This window comes from Pedobacter terrestris, assembly GCF_052343045.1.
Taxonomy (GTDB): Bacteria; Bacteroidota; Bacteroidia; order Sphingobacteriales; family Sphingobacteriaceae; genus Pedobacter.
Genome location: NZ_CP180264.1, coordinates 1,707,115 through 1,726,596 on the forward strand (window position 1 = coordinate 1,707,115; position 19,482 = coordinate 1,726,596).

General features: G+C 37.8%; 19 protein-coding genes. 11 read left to right on the forward strand and 8 right to left on the reverse strand.

Annotation, left to right across the window (positions count from 1 at the left end; all coding sequences use genetic code 11):
• Window positions 1-143: 143 nt before the first annotated feature.
• Entirely contained in the window at window positions 144-362 is a 219-nt protein-coding gene (locus ACJVDH_RS07340; RefSeq protein ID WP_443946913.1) for a hypothetical protein, read from the reverse strand.
• 199 nt (window positions 363-561) lie between these two features.
• Between ACJVDH_RS07340 and ACJVDH_RS07345 the strand changes: the two genes are divergently transcribed.
• The 4 genes from ACJVDH_RS07345 to ACJVDH_RS07360 all read left to right on the forward strand — a co-directional run bounded on the left by ACJVDH_RS07345 (window position 562) and on the right by ACJVDH_RS07360 (window position 3,423).
• On the forward strand, window positions 562-1,128 hold the full coding sequence (locus tag ACJVDH_RS07345; protein ID WP_443946914.1) for an RNA polymerase sigma factor: 567 nt from the start codon (window positions 562-564) through the stop codon (window positions 1,126-1,128).
• Window positions 1,129-1,136: 8 nt separating this feature from the next.
• Window positions 1,137-2,234, forward strand: coding sequence for a S1C family serine protease (locus ACJVDH_RS07350; protein ID WP_443946915.1), 1,098 nt, complete (start codon window positions 1,137-1,139; stop codon window positions 2,232-2,234).
• A 156-nt stretch (window positions 2,235-2,390) separates the two neighbouring features.
• Complete coding sequence (locus ACJVDH_RS07355) at window positions 2,391-3,026, forward strand: peroxiredoxin (protein WP_443946916.1); 636 nt, start codon at window positions 2,391-2,393, stop codon at window positions 3,024-3,026.
• 199 nt (window positions 3,027-3,225) lie between these two features.
• Window positions 3,226-3,423: a cold-shock protein gene (locus ACJVDH_RS07360; RefSeq protein ID WP_443946917.1), complete on the forward strand. Its 198-nt coding sequence runs from the start codon at window positions 3,226-3,228 to the stop codon at window positions 3,421-3,423.
• A 100-nt stretch (window positions 3,424-3,523) separates the two neighbouring features.
• Here the strand turns inward: ACJVDH_RS07360 and ACJVDH_RS07365 are convergent, their stop codons facing one another.
• From ACJVDH_RS07365 to ACJVDH_RS07380, 4 genes are read right to left on the reverse strand one after another with little or no spacing between them, the layout of a single operon-like run.
• The gene (locus tag ACJVDH_RS07365) at window positions 3,524-4,708 is read right to left on the reverse strand and encodes a THUMP-like domain-containing protein (protein WP_443946918.1); all 1,185 of its coding nucleotides are present in this window, start codon (window positions 4,706-4,708) and stop codon (window positions 3,524-3,526) included.
• Window positions 4,709-4,732: 24 nt separating this feature from the next.
• Entirely contained in the window at window positions 4,733-6,004 is a 1,272-nt protein-coding gene (locus ACJVDH_RS07370; protein ID WP_443946919.1) for an aspartate kinase, read from the reverse strand.
• Window positions 6,005-6,007: 3 nt separating this feature from the next.
• On the reverse strand, window positions 6,008-6,475 hold the full coding sequence (locus tag ACJVDH_RS07375; RefSeq protein WP_443946920.1) for a GNAT family N-acetyltransferase: 468 nt from the start codon (window positions 6,473-6,475) through the stop codon (window positions 6,008-6,010).
• A gap of 16 nt (window positions 6,476-6,491) precedes the next feature.
• The gene (locus tag ACJVDH_RS07380; RefSeq protein WP_443946921.1) at window positions 6,492-7,193 is read right to left on the reverse strand and encodes a YggS family pyridoxal phosphate-dependent enzyme; all 702 of its coding nucleotides are present in this window, start codon (window positions 7,191-7,193) and stop codon (window positions 6,492-6,494) included.
• Between the two features lie 69 nt (window positions 7,194-7,262).
• Between ACJVDH_RS07380 and ACJVDH_RS07385 the strand changes: the two genes are divergently transcribed.
• The 5 genes from ACJVDH_RS07385 to ACJVDH_RS07405 all read left to right on the forward strand — a co-directional run bounded on the left by ACJVDH_RS07385 (window position 7,263) and on the right by ACJVDH_RS07405 (window position 13,285).
• Window positions 7,263-7,724, forward strand: a complete 462-nt coding sequence (locus tag ACJVDH_RS07385) for a DUF4296 domain-containing protein (RefSeq protein ID WP_443946922.1) — start codon at window positions 7,263-7,265, stop codon at window positions 7,722-7,724.
• Between the two features lies 1 nt (window position 7,725).
• Entirely contained in the window at window positions 7,726-10,101 is a 2,376-nt protein-coding gene (locus ACJVDH_RS07390) for an endonuclease MutS2 (RefSeq protein ID WP_443946923.1), read from the forward strand.
• Window positions 10,102-10,390: 289 nt separating this feature from the next.
• A complete protein-coding gene (locus ACJVDH_RS07395) occupies window positions 10,391-11,473 on the forward strand; it encodes a PQQ-dependent sugar dehydrogenase (RefSeq protein ID WP_443946924.1) in 1,083 nt (360 codons plus the stop codon).
• Between the two features lie 332 nt (window positions 11,474-11,805).
• Window positions 11,806-12,504, forward strand: coding sequence for a CoA transferase subunit A (locus tag ACJVDH_RS07400; RefSeq protein WP_443946925.1), 699 nt, complete (start codon window positions 11,806-11,808; stop codon window positions 12,502-12,504).
• A 121-nt stretch (window positions 12,505-12,625) separates the two neighbouring features.
• Window positions 12,626-13,285, forward strand: a complete 660-nt coding sequence (locus ACJVDH_RS07405; protein ID WP_443946926.1) for a CoA transferase subunit B — start codon at window positions 12,626-12,628, stop codon at window positions 13,283-13,285.
• A gap of 37 nt (window positions 13,286-13,322) precedes the next feature.
• On the opposite strand, the gene ACJVDH_RS07410 is transcribed toward ACJVDH_RS07405, so the two are convergent.
• Together ACJVDH_RS07410 and ACJVDH_RS07415 are read right to left on the reverse strand one after the other, a co-directional pair.
• Window positions 13,323-14,189 (reverse strand): MBL fold metallo-hydrolase, encoded by an 867-nt coding sequence (locus ACJVDH_RS07410; RefSeq protein ID WP_443946927.1) that lies wholly within the window; start codon window positions 14,187-14,189, stop codon window positions 13,323-13,325.
• Window positions 14,190-14,340: 151 nt separating this feature from the next.
• Window positions 14,341-14,787, reverse strand: coding sequence for a MarR family winged helix-turn-helix transcriptional regulator (locus ACJVDH_RS07415; protein WP_443946928.1), 447 nt, complete (start codon window positions 14,785-14,787; stop codon window positions 14,341-14,343).
• Between the two features lie 168 nt (window positions 14,788-14,955).
• On the opposite strand from ACJVDH_RS07415, the gene ACJVDH_RS07420 reads away from it, so the two are divergent.
• The gene (locus ACJVDH_RS07420; RefSeq protein ID WP_443946929.1) at window positions 14,956-16,185 is read left to right on the forward strand and encodes an MFS transporter; all 1,230 of its coding nucleotides are present in this window, start codon (window positions 14,956-14,958) and stop codon (window positions 16,183-16,185) included.
• Here ACJVDH_RS07420 and ACJVDH_RS07425 read toward each other — a convergent pair.
• Entirely contained in the window at window positions 16,182-17,219 is a 1,038-nt protein-coding gene (locus ACJVDH_RS07425) for a LacI family DNA-binding transcriptional regulator (RefSeq protein ID WP_443946930.1), read from the reverse strand. The genes ACJVDH_RS07420 and ACJVDH_RS07425 overlap by 4 nt on opposite strands.
• 379 nt (window positions 17,220-17,598) lie before the next feature.
• Here ACJVDH_RS07425 and ACJVDH_RS07430 point away from each other — a divergent pair, with 379 nt between their 5' ends.
• Complete coding sequence (locus ACJVDH_RS07430; protein ID WP_443946931.1) at window positions 17,599-19,431, forward strand: glycoside hydrolase family 2 protein; 1,833 nt, start codon at window positions 17,599-17,601, stop codon at window positions 19,429-19,431.
• Window positions 19,432-19,482 lie beyond the last annotated feature (51 nt).

Below are 19,482 nucleotides of genomic sequence, written 5' to 3' on the forward strand. Positions count from 1 at the left end.
TGTAATGGGATTTTTGTTTTTAGTAATTAATTAATTTACATCCTTAATACCGGATTGTACAAAAGGTAACCCGAAAAAATTAAAAATAAATAAAAATGGCCTTGAATCACTTCAAGGCCATTTTTATTATAGGTAAAGTTAGACTAGTGTTTAACTTCAGTTGTAGTAGTTGTAGTTTTTACAGCAGTATCTTTAACTGTAGAATCAACAACTGAAGTATCAACTGCAGTAGTGTCAGTAACGATTGCAGAAGAATCAGTTAAAGTTGTGTCAGTACCTTCAGCTTTTTTTTCTGAGTTACAAGCAACAACTGATAAAGATAAAGCTAAAGCTAAAAAGCCTAATTTGAATGCATTTTTCATTTTGAAATTTTTTATAAATTAATTTACGATTAATGCCGCAAAGGTAAAAAGGTAACCCATTATTTGAAGAAAAAAATAAAATTTATTTTTAATGGCTTTTGAGGTCACCATTCTATGGTTGTTGTATTAAAGAGTTGTAGCAGCTCTAAATATTTTTTTCTAATATTGGGTTACTATTTTACGAAAAATGTATTAACTAGTGAATAACAGTTTAAAGAGTTCAGTTCCAACAGATAGAGAGGTTATCTTAGGTATATTAAACAATGCCGAAGATACGCTTAGCAAGCTTTACAAAGGTTATTTTCCGATGGTTTTGCAATTTATTCTCAATAATAGCGGGGATGAAGATGATGCAAAAGACGTTTACCAGGAAGCAATCATTGTACTATATAATAAGGTTAAGCAAGGTGATTTTGAACTGAGTGCAAAACTTAAAACCTATATCTATTCCGTTTCGCGGAGAATTTGGTTGAAAAAGTTGGCTCAGAACAGCAAAAAAACCGGTAACATCAGTGATTACGAAGATGTACTGGTGGTGGATGAAGATGTACAGGACCATGAAGAAAAAGATGCGGCTTTTGTAAAAATGCAATCGGCACTTGATCATCTGGGCGAACCTTGTAAAACCATTATTCAGGATTTTTATATCCACGATTTATCGATGCAGGATATTTGTGAAAAATTCGGTTATACGAACGCCGATAATGCAAAAACGCAAAAATACAAGTGCCTGCAAAGGTTAAAGAAAATATTTTTTCAACCATAGTTATTGAAATGAGAAACGATTTGGAGTTAGATGCAATTATTGAAGATTACCTTTTAGGTAAGCTGAATGCAGAAGAAGTTGCTGCTTTTGAGCAGTTGCGCCTCAATGATGCCACAGTAGACCATAAAGTGGTTTCGCACAAATTTTTCTTAGAATCAATGTCAGAATTTGCAGCACAATCGCGTTTAAAAGACCAGCTGGAATTGATCCATGCTGAGATTGATGTAGAAAGTCTGGCGAATGAAGTTGGTCCTCATCCTTCAAAAGTGATTCAATTGTGGAGAAAATACAGATCAGCTGTAGCAGTTGCTGCATCATTTGTTGTTCTTTCTGTTGTTTCCGTTTTCTCGATACAACACAATAGTAAACAAGAAGAGCACTACAGAAGATTAAGTAATCAGGTAAATAATGCGATTAAAACGCAAAACAGCCTGATTCGCAAAATTAACAATACACCGCCTACTGCCGATAAACCTGCTGTTCAGAACAGTTATGGTGGTACTGGTTTTGCCATCTCTACAAACGGATATATATTAACCAATCTGCATGTTGTTAACGGAGCAGATTCTTTATATGTGCAGAACAGCAAGGGAGAATCTTTCAAAGTGAAATCTATTTATACAGATCCGCAGAATGATATTGCGATTTTAAAAATCAGTGATAAAAACTTTATCAATTTATCTTCAATTCCATATACTATAAAACGCAATACCAGCAGTATCGGCGAAACCGTGTATACACTGGGTTATCCGAAAGACGACGCTGTATTGGGCGAAGGATACGTAAGTTCTAAAAATGGTTTTGTAGGTGACACCACACAATATCAGGTTGCAATTTCGGTTAATCCCGGAAATAGCGGTGGGCCTGTGCTTGATAACAACGGTAATTTAATTGGTATTATCAGCGGAAAACCAGATCAGACAGAAGGTGCAGCGTTCGCGATTAAATCGAAATATATTTTGGAAGCAATGCGCGCAATCCCTCAAGATTCTTTAGGAAACAATAAACTTTCGGCAAATAAACGCAGTGTTTTAACCGGAATGAAACGGACAAAACAAATAGAAAAACTGCAAGATTATGTTTTCATGATCAAAGTGTACAATTAAAACCCTCCCAAACAAATTAATATTCTTGAAACCTGAAAGCAAATGCTTTTAGGTTTTTTTGTTTATAATCTGATTGTCTAAAATCAATATTAAATCTATGTATTTACTATAGTATTGTTTAGATTTGTTAGTATCAACATTAAAAAAATTAATATCATGAGTATAAGACTAGGCGATATCGCTCCAAATTTCCAAGCCGATACCTCAATCGGCCACATAGATTTTTATGAATATTTAGGTGACAGCTGGGGTGTTCTATTTTCACATCCGGCAGATTACACTCCTGTTTGTACAACAGAACTTGGCCGTACGGCTGCATTAAAAAGTGAATTTGAAAAAAGAAATGTTAAGGTTTTGGCTTTGAGTGTAGATTCTGCAGAATCTCATAAAGGTTGGATTAATGACATTAATGAAACACAGAACACTTCTGTAGAGTTTCCCATAATCGCAGATCCGGATAAAACTGTCGCGAATTTGTATGATATGATTCATCCCAATGCATCAGAAACACTTACTGTGCGTTCACTTTTTGTGATCAGCCCAGATAAAAAAGTTAAACTTACGATAACGTATCCAGCATCTACCGGCCGTAATTTTAATGAAGTATTGAGGGTAATTGATTCCTTACAACTTACGGCAAATTATAGCGTAGCAACTCCAGCAGATTGGCAGGACGGACAGGATGTTATTGTTGTAAATAGCATAAAAACAGAAGATATTCCTGCGAAATTTCCTAAAGGACATAAAGAAATTAAACCTTATTTGAGAACCACTCCACAACCGAATAAATAATTTTAAAAGTTTTATAACTTTCTTGATAAACACCCAAAAATTGGTTGTGTTGTCTTCTTAAATTATTATATTTGGTAGTTTTGTTTCAATGTTAACGCTTTATTCTGGTTGTTTATTCGTAAAAAATGTTCGGCTGGTTTAATTAACTACTGATCAAAGCGCAGATAGTTTATTTTTTTTATATATTTTTTATTTTTTTATGGCAACCGGAACAGTTAAATGGTTTAACACTCAGAAAGGCTTTGGATTTATTGTACAAGAAGACAATAAAGACTTATTTGTACACTTTAAAGATGTTATTGGCGGAATTGATACCTTAAAGGAAAATGATTCTGTAGAATTTGAAGTGGCGGAAGGCAGAAAAGGTCTTCAGGCTGTAAACGTTAAAAAAGTTTAACCGACAAAAAGAATTACAAAGCCTTTCAGAAATGAGAGGCTTTTTTCTTGGATCGCATGTTCGCGATATTCAAATGTTTAATTTCTGCTCGCGAAGTAGATTAATAGTGCTGAAGAATTTTGGCCCTTACAGCTACATGCTCGCCAGAGTAACGCTTTGAAAAAATTAAAAATTCTTCTTTACTGGATTCTATTTTATGCTTTTTTACCAGTTCTTCTGGTTTTGCAGGATAATTTCTCACAATTACATTTCCGCGTAAGTTGCGCGCTTTTTTAAGTGCTGCACCAAAATATACATCTTCAATTTCGAAAATCCTGCCGGGAAAGTCTACTTGTACATTCGCCGATGTATACAAATGGGTTTGTGGATGCAACTTTTGTAAAGCAAAGCGTTCGGCAATCCAATTAAAGCCGCCAGATTTTAGTAAAGCGGCATCTGGCTCATATAAAAACTGTCCCGGCAACAAATCGTTCGTCCAGGTGGGTTCTGCCGATTCATCATCCAGAATAAATTCAAAAGTTTTTTCAATATCGTTTAGTGTTACTGCTTTAATTTTTACTGGCCCGTTATAATCGCGATCGATAACCCAAAGCAATTCTTTGCATTCATTCTTTACGCTGACAATATGAATCTCACTAACATTTTTCAATTCGCTTAAACCCAGTTTAATATCAAGCAGTGGCGCGGTTTTTATCAAAATTCGAGCAGCAGAGGCGCAAAGAAAATCCAAATTTTCCACTACGTTGGGGGTACAATCTTTAAGCATAAAGACTTTTCCTTTTTCCGATCTCCTTGCGGGATCAATATAAATGGTATCGAAAGTCTTGTGTCCGCGCAAAAGATAATCAAGTCCGTCGCCACTGTAAAATTCAAGCTCGCATGCTTGCAATATTTTGGCGTTATATGCGGCAATTTCAGAAAGCGCTGCATTAATCTCGCAATGTAACACAGATTTTATCCTTTTTGAGAAATAGAAACTGTCTACCCCAAATCCGCCGGTTAAGTCAATCAAAGATTCGCCTCTAGCCAGCGTACTTTTATAACGTGCGGTACTTTCTGAAGATGTTTGCTCGATGGAAAGCGTTTGCGGATAATAAATATTTTCTGTGTTGAACCAGGTTGGCAGCTTTTTCTCTGATTTTTTTTTAGAGAGCAGTTGTGTAGCCAATTCGGCCGGACTCACCTGTTCAAAAGGGCTTTTGGCCAAAGCAATTTGATTAATATCTGCATGAATATTTGCGCATATATAGTCTTGTACAACTTTGGCCAAAAGATTTTTATTCATTTTATGTCGTTACGCGTTTGCGGCTTAAAGGTTTGGTTTGTTTTTCATCACCATTTGGCAGGTGTGTCTGCTCTTCACTTCAAGTAAAATTTCTTTTGACACCGTTACCCGATCAATAGTTTCCTGATTGTAATATCTAATTGTAACCAATTCTAAGCCGGTATTGTATTTAACATTAAATTCTGTCGATAAGTCCTGAATCAGGTTTTCAATCTGGTTTGGATGATCATCTACACTAACAGAAAAACTAATGGCTGAGTTCAGCATCGTATTAATTTTAATACGGTGTTTATGGAAAAGCTCGAAAATATTACTCAGATTTTCTTCAATAATAAAAGAATAATCTTTGGGGAAAATCGAAATTAATGCTTGGTTTATCTTGAAAATAAAGGAGGCAACAGGTAGCGGATTACTGTCTTTTGTGATGGCCGTGCCCGTGCCAGCTGGTTGCAAAAAAGAACGTACAAACAACGGAATGCCTTTGTTTTGGAGCGGTTTAATGGTTTTCGGGTGTATTACCGTTGCACCATAATACGTTAGCTCGATGGCATCGTGATAGGAGAGTTGTGCAAGCATCTCGGTTTGATCAAACCATTTCGGATCGGCATTCAATACGCCCGGAACGTCTTTCCAAATGGTTACAGCAGCAGCATCTAAACAAGAAGCAAATATAGCCGCAGAATAATCAGAACCTTCTCGCCCTAAAGTTGTGGTGTAATTTTCACTTGTTCCGCCAATAAAACCCTGCGTAACAATTACATTTTGCGCCAATAAAGGAACAAGATCTCTTTGGATAATTTGTCCGGATTTTGCCCAATCTACATTTCCTTCTTTATATGTATTGTCTGTCTGGATGAAATTACGTGCATCTGCCCAAAGAGATTGAATGTTTACATGGTTTAACCAAGCGGCAACAATTTTGGTAGAAACAACTTCTCCGATAGATACAATCTGATCGTAAATATAATCTGCATCATTATCTGGTTCATCTTCAATTAACCAGTCAATTTCTACAAAGCTGTTGGCAACATCGTTATAAACCGGGTTGTTTTGTCCTTCAAAAAGTGCATCAATAATTTGAAAATGAAACCTTTTTACCTCGTCAAATATTGTATGTGCATTTTCCTGTTGGTTTAGAAAGGCGAAGGTCAATTCTTCCAGTTTATTGGTGATTTTGCCCATTGCAGAAACCACGATAAGTAGGTTACCTTTTTTGTAATCCCGAATAATATTGGCAATGTTTTTTACGCCCTCTGCATCTTTAACAGATGCGCCACCAAATTTAAAAATATCCATGTTTTAAAACGCCTTTACTTGCTCGGTAGATAAACCGGCATTCAGCCAGCCACTTTCCATGTTTGCATTATATTTGTTGTAGAAATTAATCGCCGGTTCGTTCCAGTCCAAAACCTGCCAAACCATTCCGTTGTAATTGCCATTTTTAGATTCTTCAATTACTTTTTCGAAAAGAATTTTGCCAATTCCTTTGCCACGAAAAGCTTCTGTAACAATGAAATCTTCAAGGTAAAGTCTACAACCTTTCCAGGTAGAATATCTGGTGTAATATAAGGCGAAACCGACAACCGTTTCATCTACTTCTGCAACGTAAGCATTCCAGACGGGTTGTTTGCCAAAGCCGGCATCTATAAAATGATCCAGGTTTACGGTCACTTCTTCTGGTACACGTTCATAAAGTGCAAGTTCATTAATCAGTTCTAAAATACGCGGACAATCATCGGCCACGGCTTTTCTTAAAATTGTATTCATTTGTAATTGCGCGGATTTAATTAGCAGAAATGTCGTTCTTAAAATGTTTAATTACACGTTTTCCAAAAATGCTGCTTCCAATTCTAACCATTGTGCTGCCTTCTTCAATCGCAATTTTGTAATCGGCACTCATGCCCATAGAGAGTTCTTTAAAAGCTTCGTCTTTGCGGAAAAAACTTACTTTTATGCCATCAAAAAAAACTTTGAGTTCATTAAACTCTACGCCAATTTGTTTCTCATTTTTGGTGTTTGTGGCAATGCCCATTAAACCAACAATACGGATGTTTTTTAACGTAGCAAATTCATCAGCACGCAGCAGTTCTACAACTTCATCAAATCCCAAACCAAATTTTGTGTCTTCATCTGCAATATAAACCTGCAATAAACAGTCTATAATTCTTTTATTTTTAGCGGCTTGCTTGTCAATCTCCTGTAAAAGTTTTAGGCTGTCAACGCCATGAATCATGCTTACGAAAGGAGCAATGTATTTTACCTTATTGCTTTGTAAATGACCAATTAAATGCCATTCAATATCTTTTGGTAGTTTTTCGTGTTTTTCTACCATTTCCTGAACCAGATTTTCACCAAAAACACGTTGTCCGGCTTCGTAAGCTTCTACAACAGATTCAATAGGTTGGGTTTTTGAAACTGCGATAAGTTTTACCCCGTCTGTTTCTACTTCGCTTTTATATTGTTTTAGATTATCAGCTATGCTCATTTATAACTATTTTTGGTAAAATTAACAACCTTGCCGCAATTTGGGCAAAAAATAATATTTTAATTGAGCATGAGAAGAGTAGTATTGTTGGTGTTTGCAGTGTTTCTGATGTTTGGCTGTAAGCCAAAAATCCCTAAAGAAATCATTCAGCCCGATAAGATGGAAGGAATTTTATACGATATGCATGTTGTTGATGGTTATGTATCTACTATATTGGAGCCGGATTCTGCCAAAAAGGTTGCAGCAGCCTATTATAAAGGCATTTACAAAAAATTTGGAACGGATTCTGCAACGTACAAAACCAGTTTAGATTACTATTATATGCATTCTGAACCATTGAATGACATTTACGACCGACTGTCGAAAAAGTTCAACAAACAAAAAGAATTAATGGAGAAAGCAGAGGCTGCAAATCAAAAGAAACTTGAGGAAGCCGCTGTGAAAAAACGAAAAAAAGCAGAAGCACCGGCAAATAAAAAGCAAACAAAGCCCAAAGCCGATTTGCAGACTGCACCTACCGAAGTAAAATAATATGTTATATCCCGATAATTGTTTGGAGCGCCTCGGATTTATTGAGGTTAAACAGCTTATTGCCAAACATTGCCTAAGCCCCATGGGACAGGCGATGGTTCAGAAAATGCAAGTCATGAGCCGGTTTGATCAGATTGATAAATTTTTAAGGCAAACCCACGAATTTAAAAGTATTATTCAAAATCAGGAACCGCTGCAAATCAACACTTTTTTTGATATCAAATCACTGATTGATAAAATCAGAGTAGAAGGTACCTATTTGCAAGAAGAAGAATGGTTTCAGGTATACACTTCTCTTCAAACCGTATTTTCTGTACTCAGATTTTTTGAAGAACGTGCAGAAGTTTATCCAACGCTTGAAGCACTTTTTGAGCATCTCCCGATTGAGAAAAATATTCTGAGAAAAATTGAGCTGGTTATTGATCCGAAAGGAAAAATTAAACCCAATGCATCGCGCGAATTGCAAGCCATTACTGCAGACATTTCCAAAACAGAGCAAGATGTTCGTAAACGCATGGATTCCATTTATAAACAAGCCATTGCCAATAACTGGGTGGCAGATGGAAGTTTAACCGTGCGTGACGGCCGAATGTGTATTCCGGTTTTGGCAGAAAATAAACGTAAGTTGAAAGGTTTTGTGCACGATGAATCTGCTACAGGCCAAACCGTTTATATAGAACCTGAAGAGGTTTTTACACTGAACAATAAACTGCGCGATTTAGAGTTCGATAAACGCAGGGAAATTATCAAAATATTAATAGCACTGACGGATGAATTGCGCCCATTTTCTCCTTTATTGCTTTCCTACCATGGTTTTTTAACCAAGCTGGATTTCGTTCGGGCGAAATCAATGTTCGCCATAGAAGTAGAAGCAGAAATGCCGGGTTTACTCAAAGAATCGAAAACCAAACTGATTAATGCGCGCCATCCTTTATTGTTTTTATCTTTTGCAGCAGAGCATAAAACGGTAACACCTTTAAACATTCACATTGATCATGAAACGCGTGTTGTCTTGGTTTCGGGGCCCAATGCCGGAGGAAAATCGGTATGTATGAAAACCGTAGGTTTGTTGCAAATCATGTTGCAGTCTGGATTATTGATCCCGGTAGATCCGAATAGTCAGGTTGGTATATTTGAAAATATTTTTGCCGATATCGGCGATGATCAGTCCATTGAAAGTGATTTAAGTACGTATAGTGCGCATCTCACAAAAATGCGTTTTTTTGTAGAGCATGCTTCTCCAAAAACAATGGTTTTGATTGATGAGTTCGGGACTGGAACAGATCCGCAATTTGGCGGACCAATGGCAGAAGCCGTTCTGGAAGTTTTAAACAACAAAAAAGTACGTGGCGTAATTACCACTCACTATTCTAACCTTAAACTTTTTGCCGGAAATACGGCAGGATTGGAAAATGCTTCAATGTTATTTGATAACGCAAAGATGAAGCCTCTGTATATTCTTGAAATGGGTAAACCCGGCAGTTCTTATGCTTTCGAAATTGCCCAAAATATCGGATTACCAAAAGAGGTAATCGCGTTGGCTAAGGAGAAAACAGGTTCAAATCAAAACCGGATGGATAGTTTGCTGGTGGATCTTGAGCGAGAGAAAAAAACCATTTATGATACAAAAGTAAGTTTAGCCAACCAGCAAAATAAAGCTAAAAATCTACTCGCCGAAAATGAAAAGCTAAAGCTTTATCTGGAAGAAAATAAAAAAATACTGATTAAAGAAGCCAAACAGGAAGCTCAGAATATTATTAAAAGTGCCAACAAACTGGTAGAAAATACAATTGCAGAAATTAAAGAGAAGCAGGCAGATAAGGAAGCGACTAAAGTTTTAAGGCAAAATCTTGAAAAGGAGCTGGTTAAACATCACATTCCGAAAGAAAAGCCTAAGCCTGCGCCGGTAATTATTGGCGGCGAGATAGAAGTTGGTGATTGGGTAAAGTTTAATGATAGCGATACTACAGCACAGGTTTTGGAAATAAACCGGAACGAGCTGATTTTGGCTATGGGCGATCTGAGATCTACAGTTAAAAAAAATCGGGTAACCAAAATCAGTAATAAACAGGCAAAAAAGGTAATTCAAGGCAATAATTCCTTCGCAGGGCGGATGAATGACGCTGTTTCCAATTTCCGGGCAGAACTTGATCTTCGCGGAAAACGAACAGAAGATGCGCTTTTTGAAGTGGAAAAATATCTAGACAAAGCTTTAATGTTAGGCTTTCCTTCGATAAAAATTATCCACGGAAAAGGAGATGGAATTTTAAGGAAAATGGTTCGCGAATATTTGCGCAAATATAGTCAGGTAAGCAGGATGGAAGATGAACACGCCGATCGTGGCGGCGATGGCATAACCTATGTGTATTTGAATTAGAAGCTCATAAAAACCGTCATTGCGAACCGGCGCACGGTTTGCGTGAAGGAACGAAGCAATCTGTTAGGAGCAAAACAGGAAAGATTGCTTCCTCGTTCCTCCTCGCAATGACGAAGTACTTATAAAAGCCATCATTGCGAACGGAACGGCGCGTTTGCGTAAGGGCGTGAAGCAATCTGTTTAGTAGCAAAGCAGGAACGACAAAGTGCTCATAAAAACAGAATTAAAAATATGTCTTCAGTTAAAACCCTGAAAGCCTTAGTGTTGTTGTTTATGAAACCCTATTCATATGAAAAACATCCTACTTTGTCTTTTTGTGGTGCTGCTGGCTACAAACTGTAAAAAAAATGACACTGGTGATGGAACAGATCTTCCAGATGTTGAAATCAAAACTAAAGTTCTTGCATCCGGTTTAACGCTTCCGTGGGAGATTGTTTATGGGCCGGATCAATTCATCTGGTTTACAGAAAAAACTGGTAAAATTAGTCGGTTAAATCCTTCAACTGGAGCGGTAACTCCCTTATTAACCATATCCGAAGTTCGCGTAAATGGCGAAGGCGGTTTATTGGGGATGGTTTTACATCCAAATTTTAGTGCCAATCCCTTTGTTTATGTCGTATACGATTATGGCACAACCTACAAAGCGAAGGTGGTTCGGTATACCTATTCGGCCGGAGCGTTGGGAAGTCCACAAATACTGCTTGATCAGATTCCGGCAGCTTCCATTCATAACGGCTCCAGATTGTTGATCAGTGGTGATAAACTGTTTATCACAACCGGCGATGCATCTGATCAGAGTTTACCACAAAACCCCAATTCATTAGCCGGGAAAATTCTGAGAATTAACCTCGACGGAAGTATTCCTGCAGACAATCCCTTCCCCAATAATCCGGTTTGGTCTATCGGTCACCGCAATGCGCAGGGCCTGGCTATGGTTGGTGCAAAATTGTTTTCTTCAGAGCATGGTCCGGATTCAGATGATGAGATCAACGTGATTGAAAAAGGAAAGAATTACGGCTGGCCTAACGTAAAAGGTTTATGTAATGAAAGTACAGAAACGCCTTTTTGCTCTGCAAATAGTGTGGTAGAGCCGCTAATAAATTGGACACCAACTATTGCGCCCAGCGGAATGACCTACTATAATTCAGACTATATCCCACAATTTAGAAATTCGCTTTTATTGGCCGTGCTTAAAGATTCTAAATTGATGCAACTAAAACTGGATGATACACAATCTAAAATTGCAGAAACAAAAGATTTTTATGTGAGTACTTTTGGCAGATTACGTGCGGTATGTCAATCGCCTGAAGGCAAAATCTACATTTGTACCAGTAATGGAAGTGACGATAAAATTATTGAATTGTATAAATAGATTAAACCCAGCAGGTTTAAACAATATTTATAGTTTTTTGAAAGGAATTATTTCTTGCTGCCGGGGCATTTTTTACAACGTTTACCTTTTTTGTATTTTTCGCAGCACTTTTTAAATTCAGCACTACAACTGAAAAGTTGTCCAAGACCTTTTTGAAATTCAGGATCAGTAGGCAGGAATAATGTTTTGTCGTCTCTCTCGTAAATCATTGCTGCACAAAGATAAAAGTTATTTAGAATAATTCCAATCTTATTTTATTCCTAAAAGATTTGAATAAAGTGATGCTTTTTTTGTCAGATCAATTTGTATTTTAGATGCCTAACCAATATAAGATGAACAAAGTAGTATCAGGAGCCGAAGCGGCCATACAGGATATCACAGACGGAGCAACTTTGATGCTCGGCGGATTTGGATTGTGTGGCATACCCGAAAATTGTATTGAAGCACTCGTAAAGAAAAATGTTAAGAAGCTGACGTGCATTTCCAATAATGCAGGTGTAGATGATTTTGGCATTGGACTGATGCTTAAACAACATCAGGTGAAAAAAATGATATCCTCATACGTGGGAGAAAATGCAGAATTTGAACGTCAGCTGCTGAGTGGAGAGCTGGAAGTTGAGTTGATACCGCAAGGAACTTTAGCCACGCGTTGTTTGGCGGCTGGTTATGGAATGCCGGCAATATTTACACCAGCTGGTGTGGGAACAGAAGTTGCTGAAGGTAAAGAAGTGCGTAATTTTGATGGAAAGGATTATTTAATGGAATATGCTTTTGATGCGGAATTTGCGATTGTTAAAGCCTGGAAAGGCGATACAGCAGGCAATCTGGTCTTTCGTGCAACAAGCCGGAATTTTAATCCGATAATGGCAATGGCCGGAAAAATCACGATCGCCGAAGTTGAGGAACTGGTTGAGCCTGGAGAATTAGATCCGGATTTTATCCATACACCAGGCATCTATGTACACCGTATTTTTAAAGGCAGTAACTATGAAAAGCGGATTGAGCAAAGGACGGTCAGGAAGGTAAAATAGTTCATTTGTTCACTTATTCATTTGTCTACTCGTTCAGCGGTTTATTTGTTCAGTAACGCATTGATTACTGACTCATGAGTTTATTTATGGGCAGCATTCATTCAAATTTATTCATTCAATAATGACATTTTCAAAAGAAGAAATCGCGAAGAGAATTGCGAGAGAAATACAAGACGGATTTTATGTTAACCTCGGAATCGGTATTCCCACACTCGTGGCAAACTATATTCCTGAAGGAATTGATGTTGTTTTACAATCTGAAAATGGATTGTTGGGCATGGGGCCTTTCCCTTTCGAAGGAGAGGAAGATGCAGATTTAATTAATGCGGGTAAACAAACTATTACCACATTGCCAGGTTCTGCAATTTTTGATTCGGCGATGAGTTTTGGAATGATCCGGGCGCAAAAAGTTGATTTAACCATACTTGGTGCGATGGAAGTTTCTGAAAATGGAGACATCGCAAACTGGAAAATTCCAGGTAAAATGGTAAAAGGAATGGGCGGAGCAATGGATCTTGTAGCATCTGCTAAAAATATTATTGTAGCCATGCAGCACATCAATAAAGCAGGAGAAAGCAAACTTCTGCCAGCATGTACTTTGCCATTGACTGGCGTAAAATGTGTAAAACGTATTGTAACCGAACTTGCCGTACTAGATGTATTGCCAGAAGGTGGTTTTAAATTATTGGAACGCGCACCGGGCGTTAGCATAGAATTTATTCAGCAATCTACAGCCGGAAAACTCATCGTTGAAGGTGAAATTCCGGAAATGGTGCTCTAATTTTTGAAGTTAAATATTTAAAAATTACAGATTTATATCAAGAAGCAAAAAGATCAAGCTGTGTTTTTCTTAGGTTTGTGTTTAACTCACCAAGGAAAAACACATCACTTTCTGTATATCGAGAAGCAACTTTTATTAAAACATCGTCGCAAACAGATTTGAATAGTGTTTCTACCAGTTCTGGTTCATTATTGTCTTTAGATAAGTGACTAAGCAAAAGATGGCTCATGTGATTGGGGCGATGTTCTACAAATAACTTTAATGCTTCTGCATTACTCAGGTGACCTTTTCCGCCGGTAATCCTCCGTTTCAGGAAGTAGGGATAACTACCTTTTTCAAGCATATCTGTATCGTAATTAGATTCTAAAAATGCGGCATGGCACTTTTTGAAATGGAAAATCAGGTTTTCACATACCACACCAATATCGGTAAAAACGCCGACACAAAAATCGTTGTATTCAATGGTAAAGCTATACGGATCTGCAGCGTCGTGGGATTTAGAAAAAGCGGAGACTTTTAAATTACCAACCAGAATTTCTTCCTGGTGTGCAATATTAAATGTGAGGAGATCATTAAGCAAAAGTTTTCCGCTTAGTTTAGTCGGGTTGCTAATGTATACCGGGATATTGTGCTTTTTAGCAAAAACGGGAAGGCCCTTAATGTGGTCGCTGTGTTCATGACTGATAAAAACAGCTTTAATTTTTTGCAAATCCAAGCCAGATCTTGATAAGCGTTTTTCTACCTCGCGGCAAGATAAACCAACATCTACCAACACAGCTTCGTCATCGTTTCCGATATAATAACAATTGCCGTTGCTTCCAGAATTAAGTGAAGAAAAATGTAAACTCATTGAATTGCGCAAGTTACGGTTAATCTGCTGGTGTTCAGCCTGAGATTTATCCACATTTTATGCGAAAGCGGGAGTAAGGCGGAAGATATCAGATTTGTAAAGATTAAAATTCAAAATAATAAATGTGTGGGGTAATAATACCTGCGCTTAACTTGTACTGTATTTCATCTTTCGAAACATTAATATCTTACATCTCGTTTCCTAATTACATTTCCTTGTTTCCATTGTGTTCTACAAGTCGACCGAGTAATGGAAGAAAGGCTTTAATTAAGTTCATTTCTTCCGCAGAAAATAGTTTTTCAAGAGATTGACTAAGCCATTCTTCTTTTATTTTACGCGTTGCTACAAGATGTTTTTCGCCGAGTTTGGTCAGTCTGATATAGATTTTACGCTTATCATCACTACTCGGCAAACGAATGACACATTTAGCTTCAACCAAACGGTTGATGACTTGCGAAATGGCTTGTTTGGAAACCCGTTCCAGGTCTGCGAGTTCGGTAGAAAGCATTTGGCCGTGCTGTTCCAATAACGACATGGTAAGCAGCTCGGCATTGTTAAATTCGGAGCTCACGTTTTGCTTCCGCAATTCGCGGGTCAATCTGGTAACAGTTCTTCTAATCTGAGCAGCGAGCTCTTGAATTTCGGTTGGCATTTTTGGTAAATTAACTTTACAAATATAATGTGTATTTGTCTAATGTTCCAAATCCATACCTATAAACATTCGTATTTTTTGATGATTAAATGATAAAAATGATTGGTTTTACTCTTGACTCGCATGTTTTGGTTTTGTACTTTTGTAAAGTTACTTTACTAATTATTCATGAGCATTTTTCGATCACTAAAACACTACAATTACAGACTTTTTATTACAGGCCAGGCAATTTCACTTGTGGGCACGTGGATGCAACGCGTTGCAGTAAGTTGGTTGGTGTATCGTTTAACCGGTTCTACCTTTCTACTTGGATTAATTACTTTTTTAAGCTTAATCCCATCATTGGTGCTTGCACCTTATGCAGGGAGTTATGTAGACAGGCACAACAAATACAAAATTCTGATCATTGCGCAAGTCATTTTGATGTTGCAAGCCGGGTCATTGGCTTTAATGATCTGGTTTAAATATTACGATATTTATTGGATTGCCGCTTTATCTTTAGTACAAGGGTTGGTCAACTCTTTTGAAGTTACCGCAAGGCAATCATTAATGGTTAATCTGGTAGAAGACAAAGAAGATTTGCCTAACGCAATTGCATTAAACTCATCCGTTTTCAATGTAGCGCGTTTGGTTGGCCCGGCCATTGCAGGTGTAATTTTAAGTACACTGGGTGAGGATATTTGTTTTATCTTAAACTTTCTAAGTTTTATTGCAGTTTTGGGGTGTTTGCTGGTGATGAAAATTAAAATTGTGCCCCATCAAAAATCCAATGACAATATTTGGGTCGATTTAAAAAAAGGGTATCAGTATTTAAAATCCTCACCAGATCTGGCGTCAATGATTTTAATGCTTGGTGCATCCAGTTTGGTCGTTATCCCTTTTACAACCTTGCTTCCGGTTTTTGCTAAAGATATCTTTAGCGGAAATGCAACTACTTTCAGCTGGTTTGAAAGTGCTGCGGGTTTTGGTGCATTTTTCGGAGCTTTTTATATGGCTACTTTAAAAGCTGGTAGTAACTTGCCAAAAGTTACGGTAATTTCCGGTTTATTGCTGGCTGTTTCCGTCATTGCACTCGCGATATCGCCCTCTCTCATTCTAGCCTTATTTAGTACCGGTTTGGCTGCACTTGGATTAATGGCACAAACATCATCCATTAATACATATCTGCAAACCCATGCAGATGATGAAATGCGCGGACGAACGCTGAGTTATTATATTATGGCATATCAAGGGGTATTACCAGTGGGCAGTTTACTGATGGGGTATCTGGCGAATCAATTCGGAACACAAATCGTTGTGGCTTTTGAAGGAATTGTGGGTTTACTTATTATCGCATTCTATATGTATACGCAAAAGCAACGCCAGCTAGGCGCCAGTAAATCGGTTTCTTTTAATTAATGCACCACCAGTTTACAATCGACCATTATTTTTTTGTAATCCTGTATAGCAACATCTTTGTTGATCAACTGCATTAAAAGTTTGATGGCACTTTCACCAACCAGTTCCGGATTTTCTTCTATTGATGCAATTGGAGGCGTATCCAGGTAAGTAATGAATGCAGTATTTCCAAATCCAATACATTCTATAGTACTAAAATTTGGATGTTGTATGGATCGAAGATATTTGATGGCATCAAACAAAATCGGCTCTTTAAAGGCGACTAAAGCAGTTGGCATGTGCGTCTCATCAGAGAAAAGTTTTTTAATTGCTGTTATGGTATTTTCACGGTCAAAATCTGTATATGCAACCAGTTCTGCATTAAATGAAACGCCATTATCATTCAGTGCGTTGATGTAACCGTTAAAACGCTCATGCGTAAAATTGATCATTTTTGGCCCGCCCAGGTAGGCAATTTTTGTATGGCCGCGATCAATAAGAAATTTTGTTGCCTGATAACATCCCTGGAAAGTATTGCCCAGAACCTTATGGCAATTGAGGTTAAAACTTGGATTGCGTGTGTAGTAAATCACCGGAACACCAATATTTTCGAACTGATCGAGGTGATCAAAATTCTGCGTGTTTTTGGAGATGGCGACGATTAAACCATCTACGCGACTACGCAACAACATGTTGGCCGATTGAACTTCCTTTTCAAAATCTTCCTGCGTTTGGCTGATGATCACATTGTAGCCATTCTGCGTTGCAAATTGCTCTATTCCATAGATGCTGCGCGTAAAAAAATGATCTAACAGGTTTGGTAGAATTACGCCGATAATCCGCGAACGTTTTTCTTTTAAGTTAATGGCAGATTTATTTGGCGTAAAATGCAACTCCCTGGCCATTTCCTGAACACGTTTTTTTGTGTATTCATTAATGGTTGGATAGTTATTTAAAGCTTTTGATACGGTAGATACCGACATCTTTAACTTTTCGGCCAGAAATTTTAGGGTAACAGGTGTGTTGTGCGTCATCATTTCCAATCTCCATTGCATAGATAAGAAAAAAAATACAATTATTTCAAACGTTTGAAACGTAAACGAAAACTGATTCAAGTGGTTTTATGCTTGCTTAAAGCTGTTTTTGTACTTCGCTTTTCTAATTTCGCCGGTGCCTAATCACCCTAACCAGTATATCCATATGAAAATTTATCTACAAGTAAATGCATTCGCCAAAATCCTAAACCAAAGTTTTAATTGCCACCGGTTTATCTGCATATCAAGTCGTAATTCAAAGCCGTAAAAAAAAAGGATAACAGGAGCGCACACGCAGAAAAAGAACCTTTGCTTCGATTTTAAGAAACAAAAGGAAACACCGTCCCTTAATTAATTGTTAGTTTTGAAACGATCAATTAATAAAATTAAAATACCAATTATGCTTAAATCATCCTATAAAACATTACTCCCAATTTTTCTGATGCTCTTTTCCTCAGTTGCTTACGCACAGGTTACAGGCATACAAAACATTCAAGGGCGGAAAATTCAGAGTTTAAATGGAAAATGGAATTATATTGTAGACCCCTATGAAAATGGATTTTACGATTATCGACACGAGCCTTTTGATCAGTCAAAATCTGGAACCGGTGGGTATTTTGACGACAAAAGCGCGAAAGATAAGAGTGAATTAATTGAATACGATTTTGAACGTTCGCCACAAATGAACGTCCCGGGCGATTGGAATTCGCAATCTGAAAAACTTGAACTATATGAAGGCAATGTTTGGTTACGCAAAAGATTTGATGCCAAACCAGAAAAAGGAAAACGTTACTACGTATATTTCGGAGCCGTAAACTACGAAGCCCATGTATATCTCAATGGTAAGAAACTCGGCATACATAAAGGTGGTTTCACGCCTTTTCAGTTTGAGGTTACAGACAAGCTGAAAGTTGGCGACAATAGCTTGGTATTGAAAGTAGATAACATACGTAAGCCAGATGAAATCCCTACAGTAAACACAGACTGGTGGAATTATGGCGGAATTACCCGTGATGTTTTCCTGGCAGAATTTCCGGATCATTTCATAGCAGATTACAAGCTTCAGTTGCTCAAAGGCAATGCAAGCAGATTGAGTTTTACGGCAAAACTAGCCGATGCCACTGCAGGGCAGGAGATTACATTGAGCATTCCTGAACTGAAGCTGGAACGTAAATACAAAACAGATTCTGAAGGTAAAGTGAGCGACGAGTTTATCTGGAACAACCTTTCATTATGGTCGCCGGAAAATCCAAAACTATACGCTGTAAACATAAAAACTGGTAAAGAAAGTATCGACGATAAAATTGGTTTTCGTACCATTCAGGCAGATGGAGACAGCATTTTATTAAACGGCAAATCTGTTTTTCTGAGGGGGATTTCACTTCATGATGAAAATCCTTTACTCGCAGGGCGATTGAGATCTTCTGCAGATATGCGTATGATGCTGCAATGGGCAAAAGATCTGAATTGTAATTATGTTCGTTTGGCACATTACCCGCACAATGAAGAAATGATCCGATTGGCCGACGAAATGGGTTTACTCGTGTGGGCAGAAGTTCCGGTATACTGGACCATCAGCTGGACCAATCCATCTACTTATGCAAATGCAAAACAGCAATTGACAGACTTAATTGTACGGGATAAAAACCGCGCAAGTGTTGTGGTTTGGTCTATCGGAAATGAAACTCCATTGAGTGATGCACGTTTCAGTTTTATGAGCAATCTTGCCGAAACCGCGAGAACTTTAGACGATACCAGATTGGTAGCTGCAGCATTAGAAGTTCATCGCGATGGAAATACGATCATTTTAAATGATCCGCTCGGCGATAAAATTGACCTGGTGAGTTTTAACGAATACGCAGGCTGGTATTGGGGCGGAAATCCATCAGAGATAACGAAATACAATTTTGATATTAAATACAAAAAACCCGTAATCATCACCGAGTTTGGCGGAGATGCACTTGCAGGTTTTCATGCGGATGAAAATACACGTTGGAGCGAAGAATACCAGGAAAGTTTGTATAAAAACCAAATTACGCTGTTAAGTAAAATTGGTGCGCTACGCGGGATGACACCCTGGATTCTTGCAGATTTCCGTTCACCAAGAAGGCAACATCCTGTTTATCAGAATTTCTGGAACCGTAAAGGCCTGATCAGCGAAGGCGGAGAAAAGAAAAAAGCATTTTTTGTCCTTAAAGACTATTATGATAAAATGCAGGCAAAATATAAATAGTCTAATGACTATATAACCCGTAAAGAAAATAACCGTGAAATGTTGAATGAG